This is a genomic window from Mycobacterium sp. TH-M116 (genome assembly GCF_057473685.1).
Genome location: NZ_JBYCLC010000214.1, coordinates 1 through 15,951 on the forward strand (window position 1 = coordinate 1; position 15,951 = coordinate 15,951).

The 15,951-nt window shown below is 68.2% G+C and carries 17 protein-coding genes and 1 pseudogene; 10 read left to right on the top strand and 8 right to left on the bottom strand.

The window, feature by feature from the left end; all coding sequences use genetic code 11:
* From AC2VOK_RS11055 to cobF, 3 genes are all read right to left on the bottom strand, one after another.
* Nucleotides 1-325: SDR family NAD(P)-dependent oxidoreductase (locus AC2VOK_RS11055; protein ID WP_428900506.1), on the bottom strand; the 325-nt coding region annotated here is incomplete at its 3' end.
* Nucleotides 326-341: 16 nt separating this feature from the next.
* Nucleotides 342-809, bottom strand: a complete 468-nt coding sequence (locus tag AC2VOK_RS11060; RefSeq protein ID WP_428900529.1) for a zinc finger domain-containing protein — start codon at nt 807-809, stop codon at nt 342-344.
* An 89-nt stretch (nt 810-898) separates the two neighbouring features.
* On the bottom strand, nt 899-1,642 hold the full coding sequence (gene cobF, locus AC2VOK_RS11065; protein ID WP_428900507.1) for a precorrin-6A synthase (deacetylating): 744 nt from the start codon (nt 1,640-1,642) through the stop codon (nt 899-901).
* Between the two features lie 146 nt (nt 1,643-1,788).
* On the opposite strand from cobF, the gene AC2VOK_RS11070 reads away from it, so the two are divergent.
* The 4 genes from AC2VOK_RS11070 to AC2VOK_RS11085 all read left to right on the top strand — a co-directional run bounded on the left by AC2VOK_RS11070 (nt 1,789) and on the right by AC2VOK_RS11085 (nt 5,778).
* Nucleotides 1,789-2,694: an AurF N-oxygenase family protein gene (locus tag AC2VOK_RS11070; protein ID WP_428900508.1), complete on the top strand. Its 906-nt coding sequence runs from the start codon at nt 1,789-1,791 to the stop codon at nt 2,692-2,694.
* A gap of 188 nt (nt 2,695-2,882) precedes the next feature.
* On the top strand, nt 2,883-3,914 hold the full coding sequence (locus AC2VOK_RS11075) for a DUF4873 domain-containing protein (protein ID WP_428900530.1): 1,032 nt from the start codon (nt 2,883-2,885) through the stop codon (nt 3,912-3,914).
* Nucleotides 3,915-4,046: 132 nt separating this feature from the next.
* The gene (locus tag AC2VOK_RS11080) at nt 4,047-4,820 is read left to right on the top strand and encodes an STAS domain-containing protein (protein ID WP_428900509.1); all 774 of its coding nucleotides are present in this window, start codon (nt 4,047-4,049) and stop codon (nt 4,818-4,820) included.
* 91 nt (nt 4,821-4,911) lie between these two features.
* Nucleotides 4,912-5,778 (top strand): TIGR03619 family F420-dependent LLM class oxidoreductase, encoded by an 867-nt coding sequence (locus AC2VOK_RS11085; protein ID WP_428900510.1) that lies wholly within the window; start codon nt 4,912-4,914, stop codon nt 5,776-5,778.
* 13 nt (nt 5,779-5,791) lie between these two features.
* Here the strand turns inward: AC2VOK_RS11085 and AC2VOK_RS11090 are convergent, their stop codons facing one another.
* Entirely contained in the window at nt 5,792-6,589 is a 798-nt protein-coding gene (locus AC2VOK_RS11090) for an enoyl-CoA hydratase/isomerase family protein (protein ID WP_428900531.1), read from the bottom strand.
* Nucleotides 6,590-6,621: 32 nt separating this feature from the next.
* On the opposite strand from AC2VOK_RS11090, the gene AC2VOK_RS11095 reads away from it, so the two are divergent.
* The 4 genes and pseudogenes from AC2VOK_RS11095 (at nt 6,622) to AC2VOK_RS11110 (ending at nt 8,510) form a co-directional block, all read left to right on the top strand.
* Nucleotides 6,622-6,774 (top strand): hypothetical protein, encoded by a 153-nt coding sequence (locus AC2VOK_RS11095; protein ID WP_421530656.1) that lies wholly within the window; start codon nt 6,622-6,624, stop codon nt 6,772-6,774.
* A gap of 38 nt (nt 6,775-6,812) precedes the next feature.
* A pseudogene (locus AC2VOK_RS11100) lies at nt 6,813-7,082 on the top strand (IS256 family transposase); the annotation flags it as partial.
* Between the two features lie 112 nt (nt 7,083-7,194).
* A complete protein-coding gene (locus AC2VOK_RS11105) occupies nt 7,195-8,130 on the top strand; it encodes a hypothetical protein (protein WP_428900511.1) in 936 nt (311 codons plus the stop codon).
* Between the two features lie 59 nt (nt 8,131-8,189).
* Nucleotides 8,190-8,510 (top strand): MIP/aquaporin family protein, encoded by a 321-nt coding sequence (locus AC2VOK_RS11110; protein ID WP_428900512.1) that lies wholly within the window; start codon nt 8,190-8,192, stop codon nt 8,508-8,510.
* A 13-nt stretch (nt 8,511-8,523) separates the two neighbouring features.
* Here AC2VOK_RS11110 and AC2VOK_RS11115 read toward each other — a convergent pair whose 3' ends face one another.
* Complete coding sequence (locus AC2VOK_RS11115) at nt 8,524-10,830, bottom strand: ATP-dependent DNA ligase (protein WP_428900513.1); 2,307 nt, start codon at nt 10,828-10,830, stop codon at nt 8,524-8,526.
* A 48-nt stretch (nt 10,831-10,878) separates the two neighbouring features.
* On the opposite strand from AC2VOK_RS11115, the gene AC2VOK_RS11120 reads away from it, so the two are divergent.
* Both AC2VOK_RS11120 and ku read left to right on the top strand, forming a co-directional pair.
* Entirely contained in the window at nt 10,879-11,814 is a 936-nt protein-coding gene (locus tag AC2VOK_RS11120) for a carbohydrate kinase family protein (RefSeq protein ID WP_428900514.1), read from the top strand.
* Between the two features lie 31 nt (nt 11,815-11,845).
* Complete coding sequence (gene ku / locus AC2VOK_RS11125) at nt 11,846-12,646, top strand: non-homologous end joining protein Ku (protein WP_428900515.1); 801 nt, start codon at nt 11,846-11,848, stop codon at nt 12,644-12,646.
* A gap of 55 nt (nt 12,647-12,701) precedes the next feature.
* On the opposite strand, the gene pstA is transcribed toward ku, so the two are convergent.
* From pstA to pstS, 3 genes are read right to left on the bottom strand one after another with little or no spacing between them, the layout of a single operon-like run.
* Nucleotides 12,702-13,604 (bottom strand): phosphate ABC transporter permease PstA, encoded by a 903-nt coding sequence (gene pstA / locus AC2VOK_RS11130; protein WP_428900516.1) that lies wholly within the window; start codon nt 13,602-13,604, stop codon nt 12,702-12,704.
* A 31-nt stretch (nt 13,605-13,635) separates the two neighbouring features.
* Nucleotides 13,636-14,628, bottom strand: coding sequence for a phosphate ABC transporter permease subunit PstC (gene pstC, locus AC2VOK_RS11135; RefSeq protein WP_428900517.1), 993 nt, complete (start codon nt 14,626-14,628; stop codon nt 13,636-13,638).
* Between the two features lie 12 nt (nt 14,629-14,640).
* Nucleotides 14,641-15,753 carry a phosphate ABC transporter substrate-binding protein PstS gene (gene pstS / locus AC2VOK_RS11140; RefSeq protein WP_428900518.1) on the bottom strand — a complete coding sequence of 371 codons (1,113 nt, stop codon included), beginning with the start codon at nt 15,751-15,753 and terminating at the stop codon, nt 14,641-14,643.
* Nucleotides 15,754-15,951 lie beyond the last annotated feature (198 nt).

The window sequence follows — 15,951 nt, forward strand, 5'->3', positions numbered from 1 at the left end:
TCGCCTTGTTGGCCCACACCTTGCCGGAACCCAGCCGGGCGCCCCTACCGATGCCGGCATTGACGACGACGCGGTCGATGCCGCCCAGCTCGTCGGAAAGCTCGCCGAAGACCTTGGGCACCTGCTCGTGGTCGTTGACGTCGAGCGCCGCGACCGCAATCGTGACTCCCGGATACTGTTGTGCGAGTTCGTTTTTCAACTCGTCGAGCCGCTCGGTACGACGGGCGCACAGCGCCAGGTCGCGCCCCTTGGCCGCGAAGGAACGTGCCATCCCGGCACCCAGGCCGGAACTGGCTCCCGTGATGAGGATCTTCTGACGAGTCACCCGGGCAGCATAGCGACTACTTCAGCAGCCGCGACATGCGGCGGTCGGCCAGCACCTTGCCACCGGTCTGGCAGGTCGGGCAGTACTGAAACGCCTTGTCCGCGAAAGACACTTCGCGGACGGTGTCGCCGCACACGGGGCACGGCAGGCCGCTGCGGGCATGCACCCGCAGCCCGGAACGCTTCTCGCTCTTCAGCATCGCGGCGCCCTGGCCGACGGAGCGCCTCACCGCGTCCGTCAGGACCGACACCATCGCGTCGTGCAGGGCGGCAACCTGTTCGCCGGTGAGCTTCCCCGCCGTCGCGAACGGCGACATCGTGGCGACGTGCAGGATTTCGTCGCTGTAGGCGTTGCCGATGCCGGCGATCACCTTCTGGTCGGTGATGACCGTCTTGATCCGGCCGGTGTTGCCGGCCAGCAACCCGGCCAGGTCCTCGGGACCCAGTTCCAGCGCATCCGGGCCCAGGGTGGCGATGCCGGGCACCGCCTTCGGGTCCTCGACGAGCCACACGGCCAGCCGCTTCTGGGTGCCGGCCTCGGTGAGGTCGAAGCCCGGCGCCTTCGGGCACTTCTTCAGTCTGCCGCCCTCAGCAAATAGGTGTCCATGATCCAGCCGTGCCGCGCGCGGGCCTGCCTACGCACGGCCGCGATGCGCGCACCGACCTCGCCGACCGTCCCGGCCATCAACAGCTCGTCGCCCGTCCCGAGATAGGCGCCCCACCAGATCCGGGTCTGTGCCGGACATGCCTGAAAGGAGCAGTCGGCGTCGAGCATCACCACCGCCGAGCCCGACATGGGATGCTCGCGCAGCCGCCTGCCGGTGGTGAGCAGGACCGGTTCGCCGACCTCGTTGAGCGGGATGCGGTGCCGGGCCGTCAGCGCCTGCACGGCGGTGATGCCCGGGATGACGTCGAAGCTGAACTCGACGTCGGCCGCGACCGCGTCCAGGATCCGCAGCGTGCTGTCGTACAGCGACGGGTCCCCCCACACCAGGAAGGCCCCGACGCCGTCGGGGCCCAGTTCCTCGCGAATCGCTGCCGACCAGATGCGGGTGCGGGCCGCATGCCAGTCCGCCACGGCCTCCCGATACTCGCCGTCGGCGGCGCGCTTCGGGTCGGCCAGCTCGACGAAGCGGTAGCCCGGCTCGCGGATGAACCGCGCACAGATGTCCCGGCGCAGGGCCACCAGGTCGCTGTTGCGTTCCCCTTTGTCCATCGCGAAGAACACCTGCGTGTGGTTGAGCGCGTCGATCGCCTGGACGGTGACGTAGCCGGGATCTCCGGCGCCGATCCCGATGACGTGAATATGGCGGCCCAATAGACTCTCCTGACGCGTCGTGGCTGGGACCAAGATTGCCGATCGACACCACAAAGATCTAGTCGGGACCTCAAGTACCCAGTACCATGAGTATTGACTATGTGTTTGCGACCCCTACCGTCTGTAGCACCGAAGGGAAGCCGGCGATGAGCAGTGCGGTGAAATCAGGCACGCCGAGTCGGGAAGAGTTCGCGGAGCGGTTGTTGAAGGGCTCGGTCAGGAAGTCCTACGAACCCGTCGTGGACATCGATTGGGATGCGCCGCTGGACCCGGACAAGTTCTTCCTGCCGCCGCGTTTCGTGTCCCTGTACGGGACGCCGATGTGGGACGAGATGACCCGCGAGCAACAGATCGAGCTGTCCCGACAAGAGCTGGTCAACACGTTGTCGGCGGGCATCTGGTTCGAGAACATGCTCAACCAGTCGTTGCTGCGCACCATCGTGCACGAGGACCCCACCAGCTCCTCGACGCACTACAAGCTGACCGAACTCGGCGACGAGACCCGACACATGGTGATGTTCGGCAAGGCGATCGAACGCATCGGCGCCAAACCGGTGCGCCCGCGGCTCTGGCACCGGATGATCATCAACACCTTGCCGCTGGCCTTCCAGTACGGCTCGATGCTGTGGGTGGCCGCCCTGATCGGCGAAGAGATCTTCGACTCGCTGCAGCGGCAGATGATGGACGACCCGGAACTGCAACCGATCATCCAGCGGCTCATGCGCATTCACGTCACCGAAGAGGCGCGCCACATCCAGTTCGCCCGCGACGGCGCCCGCAAGCGGGCGCAGACGATGCCGCGGGTCAACAGATGGTTCATGGCCAACATCAACGGGCTGGGCGGGTATTTCTTCCGCTACCTGTTCACCAACCCGATCCCCTACGCCCGCACCGGCCTGGACGCCAAGCGGGCACAGGCGATCGCGCGCAGCAGCGAGCACAGGCACCAGGTGCAGGTGTCGGGCTTCGCCCCGCTGGCGGCCTTCCTCAACGAGGCGGGCCTGTTCGGTCCGCTGGCGCGCCGCGGATGGAAGCGCACCAGGTTTCTGTGACGCACCAGCCCGACCGCCGCGTCGCCGTCGTCGGCGCGGGTGGCGCCGTCGCGGCGCTGACGGCCGTCGGGGTCACCGACATCCTCGAACTGGACGCGGACCGCGTGGTCAGGTCGGCCTTCGACGAGGCGAGCTCCACGTGGTCGCTGCGGACGGCCACCGGCGAGGTGGTGCGGGCCCGTGTCGTCATCACCGCTCGCGACGCCCTGCTTGTCCCATGGGTGCCGCAGCTGGCGGGGCGACACCTGTTCGGCGGGCTGTCGCTCTCCGCCGCCGGGTGGGACCCCGATTTCGACCCGGCCGGAAAACGCATCGCGTTCATCGGCGCCGACTCCGCTGCCGGCCACCACATCGAGCGGCTGGCCCGATCGGCGGCGGTCACCGTCTTCGCGTACGCGCCGCGCCGCATGGTCGCCGAGCTGCCACTGCCCTCAACTCGCGCCACACGCTGGTTGGGCCGCCGGCTGCGGCCGGGCGCCACCGGCGGCCCGCCGGGGCCCACGCTGGTGCGATCCGCGATCAGCACGATGACCGCGTCGGGCATCCGCACCCGCGACGGCGTCGACCATCCCGCTGACGCCGTCGTCTACGGCACCGGGTTCGCCATCGGCGGCCGCGTCGCCGACGAGGCACTCGTGGGCGCCGGCGGATCGACTATCCGGCAGGCCTGGAACGACGGCATGGAGCCCTACTTCGGTGTCGCCGTGCACGGATTCCCCAACTACTTCGTCCTCGGCGGGCCCGACACCGGTGCGCAGGCGCGCTACGTCGCCCAGTGCGTGCGACTGCTGGGCGAGGGCGGCGCGAACCGCATCGAGGTGCGGCGCAGCAGCCAGCAGGTGTTCAACGAGCGCGTCTACGTCCGGGCCGCGCAGCCCCATCCGGTGCCGCGGGCATTCACCCTGTCGACGGGGTGCGCGCGCGAGCAACGGGAGAGCTACGACGGCGCGGCGACGTTGACGCTCGCCGGCGTCCCCCACCCGGTACGCGTCCGGCTTGCGGGCCGCCTGGATCCCATCGACGGTCGATACCACTGGCAGGGAACGGTTTTCGGTTCCCCGTCCCAGCCTCTGCCCGACCACGCCCTCCGGCGGGCGCGGACGGCCACCCTGACCGTCGGTGAGCGCAGCGCGCCGACCCGCATCATCGAGAAGACCCCCTGGGGCACTCACTCGATCGCCGGGGTCGGCAACCCGCCGTACCCGCTCGGCGGAGGCTGAACCGGCTGATCCGGTTGACCTCTGCCCGGTCAACAGAATGCCCACATTTCAATCACGATCGGGACAAGCCTGCCCACGTGTCCTCGAATCTCGGCTCGCCGTCGGCGACGATGACGCTGTGATGCGGAACGGGTGGCTACGGTGAGTGTGCTGACCCGGTCGCCGGCTTCGCTGATCGTCGCCGGGCGCATGAACCAGTCGGTGGCGGTCCTGACCGTTGACGGCGTGCTCGACGCCGCCAACTCGGCGGCGCTTCGCGACACCATCGTGCGGACCACCCGCGACGAGACGTCCGCAGTCGTTGTCGACGTGAACGCTCTGCACGTGCCCACGGAATCGGCATGGACGGCACTCATCGGAGCGCGCTGGCAGCTTCATCCCCGGGCCGCCGTCCCCATCGCGCTGGTCTGTGCTCAGCGCGCCAGCCGGGACGCCATCGAACGCACCGGCGTGGCCCGCCTGATGCCGGTGTCATCAAGTGAGAACGGCGCGATGAGAGCGCTCGGGCGCTGCGCCCGCCACACCGTCCGGCGTGCCGACGCCCAGCTGAGTTCCAACCTGACCAGCCTTGGGGAGTCACGCCGGCTGGTCCGCGAGTGGCTGACCGCGTGGTCGCAGACCGCGCTCCTCCCGGTCGCGCTCGTGGTGGTGAACGTGTTCGTGAAAAACGTGCTGGAACACGCCGCAAGTGTGCCGGTTCTGCGCGTCGAGTGTGACGGAACCACGTCGATCATCGCGGTCTCCGACAGCAGCAACGCACCCGCGGTGCGCCTGCCGCCGCCGGAGCAGGGCATCGACGTCTCGGGCCTGGCGATCGTCGAGGCATTGACCCGCGCGTGGGGCAGCGCCGCCACCGCGTCCGGCAAGACCGTCTGGGCTGTCATCGGGCCCGAGAACCAGCTGTAAGCCCTGACCGGTCGCCCCGCGCCCCGGGGCGGGGCGAAACGAGAACACGTTCTAATGTCAGGTAACGACCCGTTGCAGGAAGGCAGATGACGTGCGGTTCACCTACGCGGAGGCGATGACCGACTTCCGCTACTACATCCCCCTGGCCCAGGCCGCCGAGGCGGCCGGCTACGACGCGATGACGATAGCCGACAGCATCGCCTATCCGTTCGCATCCGACTCGAAGTATCCGTACACGCCCGACGGCGGCCGGGAGTTCCTGGACGGCAAGGATTTCATCGAAACGTTCGTGCTGACATCGGCATTGGGCGCGGTGACGTCGACGCTGCGGTTCAACTTCTTCGTCCTCAAACTGCCGATCCGCCCGCCCGCCCTGGTCGCCAAACAGATCGGTTCGCTGGCGGCGATGACCGGCAACCGCGTGGGATTCGGGGTGGGCACCAGCCCATGGCCCGAGGACTACGAGCTGATGGGCGTCCCGTTCGCCAAGCGGGGCAAGCGGATGGACGAGTGCATCGAGATCATCCAAGGCCTCACCAGCGGCGAGTACTACGAGTTCCACGGGGAGTTCTACGACATCCCCAAGGTCAAGATGACCCCGGCGCCCACCCAGCCGATCCCGATCCTGATCGGCGGCCACGCCGACGCCGCGCTCCGGCGCGCGGCCCGCCTGGACGGCTGGATGCACGGCGGCGGTGACCCCGAGGAGCTCGACGGCCTCATCGCCAAGCTGCGGCGGTACCGTGCGGAGGCGGGCAGGACGGGTCCGTTCGAGATTCACGTCATCTCGGCCGAGGCCTACACCGCGGACGGCATCAAGCGGCTCGAGGACAAGGGGGTGACCGACGTGATCGTGGGCTTTCGCATTCCCTACGTCAAGGGCGCCGACACCGAGCCGCTGGACGCCAAGATCCGCAACCTGGAGATGTTCGCGCAGAACGTGATCGCGAAACTTTGAGCGTCTGCGTTCCTCACAGTGAGTCCCAGTGAGGTGCCCGCTTCTCCCGATGAGCCATCGCGGCCTCGACCGGGTTGTTGGTGAATCCGCTCAGGATCTGCGTGCGGTTCTCCAGCTCGATGGCATGGCGCAGACTCGGCGCGTCCAGCGCGGCGTTGAGGCCGATCTTGGTCTGCCAGACACCGTAGGCGTTGTTCTCGGCGATCGACCGCGCCACCTTCAGCGCAGCCGGCATCAGCTCCTCGGGGGCCACCACCTCGTGCACCAGTTTGACCCGGTACGCCTCGGCGGCGTCGATGATGCGGCCGGTCAGCATGAGCTCCCGGGCCACCCCGGCACCGACGATCTTGGGCAGCAGGTAACTGGTGCCCATGTCCATCGAGGAGAAGCCGGCCTTGATGAACGCCGACCCGAACCGGCCGTGCTCGGAGGCGACCCGCACATCGCAGACCAGCGCGAAGGCCAGCCCGCCGCCGACCGCCACGCCGTTGACCGCGGCGATCACCGGGATGGGCAGCTCGTAGAGGCGGGTGAACAGGTCGGCCAGCCGGACCTGCGCGTCGTAGTTGACCTTGAACGGCGGGGTGGTCGGCCCGGGTTTCGTCCAGGGCTCACCGGTGCCGCTCAGGTCGGCGCCGGCACAGAACCCGCGTCCCGCACCGGTCAGGATCGCCGCCCGGAATTCGCCGGCCCCGAGCACGGTCAGGGCGTCGTCCACGCCGTCGATCAGCGCACCGTCGATCGCGTTGAGCCGCTCGGGCCGGTTGAGGGTGAGGCAGGCGATGTTGTCATCGAGGGTCTGCAGTGTCACAGCAGGCATACCCAGACCTTAGGCGGCGCAGCGTGGCCGCGATTCCGCAGCAGGTGAGCGTGGCGATGGCCGAGATCGCCGAGAACATGTCCGAGGGCCTGCTGACGCTGGCCGTCGGTGCAGGCCTGCAGGTCATGCAGATCCTGCTGGAGGCCGAGGTGACCTCGGGTGGGCGCCGGCGGTGAGAAGCCGGCCGCGGGTGCGCGCCGCCGATGCCGATCGCGTGCCGCCCACGCTGGCCCGCACCCTGCGCTCGGCCAACACCATCGAGTCGATGATCTCCATCTGCCGCGAACACGCCGGCAACGTCAAACGCTGGTGCGCGGCCGGGATGGCGCTGCGCTGGTGCGCGGCCGGGATGGTCGCGGCCGGCAAGCAGTTCCGCCGCGTGAACGGACGCCTGCGCCTAACAGCACTTCGCATCGCACTCGAGCAGCAGTTCACCGAACCTGTCGGACCCATCATGCACAATGACGAAGTGAGCGCAGCCTGATGCTCACCGGACCGCCACCGAAGCTCCACGAGACTCGGGACGTCCTCTCATTTCCGGTTTTCGACGCACTGGTCGGTGTAGAGAAACGATCCACCGACCTAAGGAGTGTTACATGAACGGTACTTCGACCCCCATGGCTTCCATGCACGCCAACGCTCTGGCGCATCCCTGGTCGACCGAAGCCCTGCGCGGGCTCGACGGCGCCGTCACCCTGTACGCCGAGCTGCGCGTGACCAGCGCGCAGCACACCGCCCTGCTCGCCGCCATCGATGCCCTGGGTGTGGCCCTGCGCGGCAAGCCGAGCTTCATACAGCTCTCGCTCAAACAGATGAGCGGCGATTCGACCATGGTGAAGAACTACCCCGAGTCCTACAAAGGCGTGCTGGCGACGGCATACCTCGACGGTGCTGAAGCGGGCGTGCAGCCTTATTTCTACAGCCTTTTCATCCGCTTCGCCGACGCGGCCAGCGCCAGTGTGGCCGATCTTGAGGCCGACTTCGCCACGCGCCTGCAACCCCTGTTGCACGCCGGGGTCGCGCCGCAGTCGCCCGAGCTGGCGGCCTATCGCGCCGTGTATCAGACCGTGGGCGCGGGTGACCGCCACGGCATCTACACCACGGCGCAGCAGATCGAAGACTTTTTGCGCGCTCCGCTGGATCAGCCCGAACGCGACACCGTCACCGTGGAAAACCACGTCATGATCAACGACACCGACCGCGAAGCCTGGGAGCACAAGGTGATGGCCTTGCTCGAAGTGGCTCAAAACACCTTCGAGCCGCAGAACGACCCAGCGGGCATGGGCCAGGCCGGCACGCGCGACAACCGCCTCTATCGCAGGGCGCTGTCCACCGAGATCCTGCGCAACGCGCATGCCGATGGCGGCCTGCGCGCCTACATCTTTCACGGGCTGTGGGAGTCGGTGTGGGATCACGAGAACTCGCACATCGACACGCGCTTCATTGCGGCCGCTGGGCCGGTGGGTGCCGCGGTCGTGGTCGGCCCGGTGGAGCCGTTCTACCTCACCCGCCGCCTCACGCGAGCCGTTTGAACGGCCCCGCAAGCCGCCGCCGATTCCGCCCCGAGCGCTTGGGAGCGACGGCGGGCCCCATGCTGGCGGAGTTTCTCGGCACCGCCGCGTTGCGCATCGCCGTCGTCGGCTCGGGTAGCACAACGGCCCAGCTCTCGCCGACCAACACCGGCGTCGCGCTATTGGCCAACGCCATTGCCACAGCCAGTGCGCTGTATGTACTGCTCACGGTCTTCGGCCCGCGCTCGGGCGCGCACCGCGCGACACAAAGGACACGACCTCGGCGAAGGCCCATCCAGCTGCGCGGTCGACCCGAACCCGATCACGGTGTCGTCGAGGGCCGAGCCGGCACCGAGCGCGGCCTGGAGAGCACCCCGGTGCGCTCGCCCTGCGAGCCTTGACAGGTCACCCATTTCATCCCCGCACCACCTCACTTGGTTCCTTGTCCGGCCGCAGACCGCGCCAACTCGCTTGGCGCAGAAGGTGATCGGGGGTCCACTCGCTGTAGCGAACCTCGCCCACGAGCACCGGCTCGACGAACGTGACGCGCCTGGTCTGGGCGCGGGGCAGCGGCGGGCTGAACGGCGACGTGTCGGTGTGCAGCGGCGCCAGCGTCTTCCTCAGGTTCGCCAGATCGCGCTCGGTGAATCCGGTGCCGACCTTCCCGGCGAAACGCAGGCCATCGGCATCGGGGATGCCCATCAGCAGCGAACCGATGCCACCGCTGCGCCCGCCTTCCCCGGCCTTCCAGCCGCCGATGACGACTTCTTGTGTGTTCCAGTGCTTGTCCTTGACCCACGACGCCGACCGCCGGCCGGGCTGGTAGGTGGAGTCGCGCCGCTTGGCCACCACGCCCTCCCACCCGTGTGCGGCCGAATACTCCAGCGCCTGCTTGCCGTCGCCGGGCACCAGTTCGGGAACAACGAGATTGGTGCCGACGGCCAGGGTCTCCAGCAGCTTGCGCCGGTCGGAGTAGCGGGCCCGCAGCAGCGACCGGCCGTCCAGGTAGAGCAGGTCGAAGACCCAGAACTCGACGCGGGCGCCGCGGCCGCGGTTCTGCATCGCATGGAAGCTGGGCACACCGGAGCGGTCCAGGACGACGGCCTCGCCGTCGAGCACCACGTGATGGTCGGCCAGCTCCGCAGCCAGGGAATGGAACTGCGCATACTCGGCGGTGACGTCGCGGCCACGCCGGGACCGCAGCCGCAACGCGCCATGGTCGGCCTCCGCCAGCAGGCGGTAGCCGTCCCATTTGCCTTCGAAGGCCCACTGGGCGGCCGGGTACCCCGACACCGAACCGTGCGTGGCGAGCATCGGCGCTATCTTGTCGAAAACGAACGACTTCTGGTCCTTCATCCGGTGCACCAGCCACCGGTCGCCGTTGGTCTGGATCAGCGCGTAGCGCCCCGAGATCCGGCTGCCGTGCAGGACGACGACCACCTCCCCCTTTTCGGCGGGGTCGTCGCGGAACTTCTCGGCCTCGTAGGTCCCCGAGTCCCAGATGACCACCGTGCCGGCCCCGTACTCCCCCTGGGGGATGACGCCCTGGAATCCGGCGTACTCCAGCGGGTGGTCCTCGGTGCGCACCGCCAGGTGATTCACCGACGTCGTCTCGGGCAGGTTTTTGGGCACCGCCCACGACACCAGCACCCCGTCGCGCTCCAGCCGGAAGTCGTAGTGCAGCCGGCGGGCGTGGTGCTCCTGAATGACGAACGTAGTGCCTTGGCCGGTAACCGGTTTGACCATCGGAACGGGCTCGGGGGTGTTGGCGGCGTCCCGCATGCTGCGGTATTCGGTCAGCCGGTCAGGCACGGGCGCGCCGGCGTCGAGGGGGGCCAGCAGGTCGCCATCGCGCTCCACACGGGCCAGCACCTCGTCGTAGCGCAGCTGGGTCAGCGCGGGGTCCTCGAGTTCCTCCCAGGTGCGCGGCGCGGCGACCGTCGGATGTCGGCGTCCGCGCAGCGAATAGGGCGCGATGGTGGTTTTCGCCCCGTTGTTCTGGCTCCAGTCCACGAAGACCTTGCCCGCGCGCAGACTTTTCGTCATGGTCGCCGTGACGAGTCTGGGCATCGTCTTTTCCAGACGCTGCGCAACGCGTTTGGCCAGCGCCGAGGCGTCGCGGCTGCTGACCGGGTCGGCCAGCGGCGCGTACAGGTGCACACCCTTGCTGCCGCTGGTCAGCGGGAAGGCGGTCAGGCCGATATCGGCGATCAGGTCGCGGACCGCGAGCGCCACCTCGGCCAGCTGCGCCATCGTCACGCCCTCACCGGGGTCGAGGTCGAACACCAGCCGCGTGGCGGGGCCGGGTTTGATTCCCCCGCACGCGGGAGGTGCCCCCACCCCGGCCGTGCCGCGGGTCCGTTCGGCGACGAACCGCCACTGCGGCACGTGCACCTCCAGCGCCGCCTGCTGCGCGATCCAGGCCAGCCCATCCACGCTGTCGATGATCGGATAGGTCGTCGTCCCGGACCGGTGCGTGATGCTGGCGCGGGGTAGCCAGTCCGGCGCCGAGGAGGCCAGCTGCTTCTCGAAGAACGAATCCTCATCGACCCCGTCGGGCCAGCGCTTGCGGGTGGCGGGGCGGCCGGCGATGTGCGGGATCATCACCTCGGCGATGCGCGTGTAGTAGTCGAACACGTCGGCTTTGGTGGTCCCGGTGGCCGGATACAGCACCTTGTCGGCGTTGGTCAGCCTCACCCGTGTCCGCGCCGTGGGCCCCATGACCTCAACGTACTTGCAGGCAGCGGCCGCCGGTACCGTCGACAGCACATGAGTAACGCGCTGGTGATCGGCGAGGCGCTGATCGACGTCGTCAAACACCGGGGCACCACCGACCATGTCGGAGGCAGCCCCCTCAACGTCGCTGTCGGGCTCGCCCGGCTGGGCCACGCTGTCGATTTCCTCACCCACATCGGCGACGACGACTCCGGGCATCGCATCGAGGCGCACCTGAAAGCCGCAGGAGCACAGCTGGTTCCGGGCAGCGTCTCCGCAGCCCGGACGCCGCGGTCGGTGGCCACGATCGGCGCCGACGGCTCGGCTTCCTACACTTTCGACCTGGACTGGCAGCTGTCCGCGACACCCGAGGTCGCGCCGCCGCTGCTGGTGCACACCGGATCAATCGCCGCCGTGCGCGACCCGGGGTGCCTGGCGGTCGCGGCACTGGTGGAGACCTACCGGGTGTCGGCAACCGTCAGCTTCGACCCCAACGTGCGACCGTCCCTGATCGAGGACCGAGCCCTGGCCCGTCAACGCATCGAGCGCCTCATCGAGCGCAGCGACGTGGTCAAGGTCAGCGACGAGGACCTGCGCTGGATCGAGCCCGACCGGGAGCCGCAGCAGACCATGCGCGCCTGGCTGGCCTCGGGACCCGCGATCGTCGCCGTGACGATGGGCGAGCGAGGCTCGCTGGCGCTGTGCGCGGCCGGCGAGGCCGCGGTGTCGGCCCGGCCGGCCCGGGTGGTGGACACCGTCGGCGCCGGCGACGCCTTCACCGTCGGCCTGCTCGACGCGCTGTGGGGGCTGGGTTTGCTCGGCGCCGAGCGGCGGGCCGACCTCGGCCGGATCGGGCTGGACGCGCTGACGACCGCGCTGCACACAGCGAGCCTGGCGTCGGCGCTCACCATCGGCCGGCCCGGCGCCGACCTGCCCGACCGCGCAGCGCTGGACGCCGCGACGGATCGCACGCGGCCCGGTGCGCTGTGAACGGGCCGACCGGGTGGGCATACTGACCTACATGCGCCCCATCTGGAAGGGCTCGATCGCGTTCGGGCTGGTCAACGTGCCGGTCAAGGTGTACAGCGCCACCGAAGACCACGACATCAGGTTCCACCAGGTGCACGCCGAGGACAACGGCCGCATCAGGTATCAGCGCGTGTGCGAGGTGTGCGGCGAGGTGGTCGACTACGGTGACCTCGCCCGCTCCTACGAGTCCGAGGACGGTCGGATGGTGGTGATCACCGACGACGACATCGCGACCCTGCCCGAGGAACGCAACCACGAGATCGAAGTGCTCGAGTTCGTGCCGGCCGAGGAGGTCGACCCGATGATGTTCGACCGCAGCTATTTCCTCGAGCCCGGCTCGAACTCTCCGAAATCCTATGTGCTGCTTGCCAAGGCACTCGCCGATGCCGAGCGGATGGCGATCGTCCACTTCACGCTGCGCAACAAGACCAGGTTGGCGGCGCTGCGCGTCAAGGACTTCGGCAAACACGACGTGATGGTGATACACACCCTGTTGTGGCCCGACGAGATCCGCGACCCCGCTTTTCCCGTGCTGGACCAGGAGGTCGAGATCAAACCCGCTGAGCTCACCATGGCCGGGCAGGTTGTGGAGTCGATGACCGAGGAGTTCAACCCGGCCCGTTATCACGACACCTACCAGGAGCAGCTCCAGGAGCTCATCGACGCCAAACTCGAAGGCGGGGAAGCGTTCACCACAGAGGAACGACCCAGGGATCTCGACGAGGCCGAAGACGTCTCCGACCTGCTCGCCAAGCTGGAAGCCAGCGTGAAGGCGCGTTCGGGCGGCCGCTGAGACAACGACGGCAAAACACCTGCGAACACGGCGGCCGAGCAGTCCCGCGCGCCGTTCAGCGACGCCGGTTCGCGACGAAACGGGCCGCCGCGGCGATGACGTTGATGACTCCCACGATGATGATCAGGGTCAGCGCCGCGCCCCAGATGCGCAGGAAACCGGCTCGTTCGGGGTTGGTGAGCTCGGTGTAGATCAACAGCGGCAGCGAGGCCATGTTGCCGTGCAAGACGTCGAAGTTGATCGAGCGGCTGTACCCCACCAGCACGAGCACCGGCGCGGTCTCGCCGATAACGCGCGCGACGGACAGCAGGACACCTGCGACGATGCCGGGCATCGCGATCGGGAAGACGATCCGCACGACGGTCTTCCGCTTCGTGACACCCAGGGCGTAGCTGGCCTCGCGTAGATCGTCGGGCACCAGCCTCAGCATCTCCTCGGCGGAGCGCACCACCACCGGCAGCATCAGCAGCACCAACGCCAACGACACGGCAAGGGAGCTCTGCTGGAATCCCAGCGTGACGATCCAGAGGCTGAAGATGAACAGCGCTGCCACGATCGACGGGACCCCGGCCAGCACATCGACCATGAAGGTCGTCAACCGCTGCAGTCTGCCGGAGCCGTATTCCACCAGGTAGACCGCGACCATCAGGCCCAGCGGCACCGACAGGAAGGCGGCCACCCCCGACTGCACCAGTGTCCCGTACAGCGCGTGGTAAATGCCGCCGGCGAACTGTTCGGGCAGCACGCCGCGCAGCGAGTGCGTCCACCAGCCCGCCCGGGTGACGGCGTACCAGCCCCGCGACACCACGACCGAGAGCACCCACAACAGTGGCACCAGCGCCATGACGAAGGCGGCCAGGAAGAACGCGGTGGCGACGTTGTTGCTGACGCGCCGTCGGAAGCTCAGACGGTGAAAGACCTCCGCCTTGACGGGCCGGTCGAACGCGTCGGCGGTCACGAGTTCGGCCCTTCCTCGACGCCGGTGCGGATCATCCGTTGACCTTTCCGCCGGCGATCGCACGGGCGAGGCCGTTGACCGCGAACGTCAGGACGAACAGGGCGAAACCCGCCGCGATGTAGGCGCCGGTGGGCAGCGGCTGGCTGAACTCGGCCGCCGCCGACGCTATCTTGGACGCGAAGGTGTAGCCACCGTCGAACAACGACCACTGACCCGGTTGAGCGGCCGAACGCAGGATGATCAGCACCGCCACGGTCTCCCCCAGAGCCCGGCCCAGGCCCAGCATCGACGCCGCGATGACGCCGCTGCGTCCGAAGGGCAGCACAGTCATCCGCACCACCTCCCACTTCGTGGCGCCGAGCGCCTGAGCGGCTTCCTTCTGGATGTCGGGCGTCTGGCGGAACGCCTCGCGCGACACCGAGGTGATGATCGGCAGGATCATCACCGAGAGCACGATGCCGGCGGTGAAGATGGTGCCGCCGCCGGCCAGCGAGACGTTGCCGTGCTTGAACAGAAAGAACCACCCGAGGTTGCGGTTGAGGAATTTCGCGACCGGCTCGAGCTGGGGCGCCAGCACGAAAATCCCCCACAGCCCGAAGACGATCGAGGGCACCGCGGCCAGTAAGTCCACCATCGCGCCGAACGGGCGGGACAGCCGTGCCGGCGCGTACTGGGTGAGGAACACCGCGATCCCGATCGCGATCGGCACGGCCGACACCAGCGCGGTGAACGAGCTCAGCACGGTGACCATGAACAGCTCGCGGATGCCGAACGCCAGCTGGTCGGGGTTGGTGGTGTTGAAGTCGGCGCTGGTGAAGAAGTTCGCGTGGTTGGCGCGCAGCGACGGGACGGCACGGATCAACAAGAAGATCGCGATCATCGCGATCGCGATCACGATCGTCGCGCCGGCCGCCACGGCGACCGACTTGAACAGCTGGTCGCCGCGCCGACCCGCGCGGGTGTCGGCCGCCGCCAGCGCAGCGGAGCGACTGCTCGGCGGGGTGGATACCGTTGTTGGCGTCATGACGTCCCGGGGTCAGCTGATGGCGTTCACCGACGTCGACAGCCTGGATTTGAACGCGTCGGGAATGGGGATGTATCCGTTGTTGGCCAGCCCATTCTGCCCTGCGCCGATGGTGCTTTGCAGGAATGCCTTCACGGCCGTGCCGACCTGCGGGTCGGGGTATTTCGAACAGACGATCTCGTAGGTCGCCAGGACGATCGGGTAGGAGCCGGCCTGCGTCGGCTTGTAGAACGACAGCGTGTCGAGCACCATGTCGTTGCCCTGCCCCTCGATGGTGGCCGCGGAGATCGTCTTACCCACCGAGTCGGCACTGATCGCCACCGGGTCCGGACCGGCCGACGTGATGATCCTGGCCATGTTCAGCTTCTGGGCCTGAGCGAACGCCCATTCGTTGTAGGTGATCGAACCCTCGGTGGCCTTGATCGCCGCCGACGTGCCGTCGTTGCCCTTGGCGCCCTCGCCGGCGCCGCCGTTGAACGTCTTGCCGCCGCCCTTGCCCCACGCGCCGTCGGAGGCCGCATCGAGGTATTGCTGGAAGTTGTCGGTGGTCCCCGACTGGTCGTTGCGGAACACCACGTGGATCGGCTCCGCGGGCAGGGTGGCGCCCGCGTTCAGCTTCTGGATGGCCGGGGCGTTCCAGGTGGTGATGGCGCCGTTGAAGATCTTCGCCGCGGTGGGGCCGTCGAGGTTCAGCGAAGCGAGACCCTTGACGTTGTAGGTGATCGCGATCGGGCCGAACACCACCGGCAGACCCCACGCCGGCGAGCCGCAGCGCTGCTGCGCCTTGGTGTGCTCCCGCGCGGTCAACGGTGAGTCTGAGCCGCCGAAATCTGTTTGTTCACCGGTGAATTCGGCTATGCCGGCGCCCGAGCCGTTGGGCGTGTAATTCAGGGTCTGGCCGGGGCAGGCCTGCTCGAACGCATTGACGAAGCGGGTCATGGCGTTGGCTTGGGCCGTCGAACCACTCGCCTTCAGCGACCTCTTTCCGCCGCAGCTGATGTTCGCCGGCGACTGGTCCGCCGCCGCGTGGCCCGCCTTGGAGTTGTTGTCGCTGCCGCATCCCGACACGACCAGCACCCCGGCGGTCAGGACACCCAGCGTGGCGCCAAATCGGTTGAGTTTCATTCACATCCTCACAGGTAGGGATGGGAGGTGATCGCCTCCGCGCACAGCCGCGACCCGCCGACCAGCCGTCTTCCTTGCAGCCCCGAAGCTAACAGGACCAAGGTTAACGGCGCGCAAACGTCGGTTGCTGCCGAGCACGGACTCCGCCCAGGCAACTCAGACGCCGACGTTACCGCTATGGCGCACGTCACATCCGCG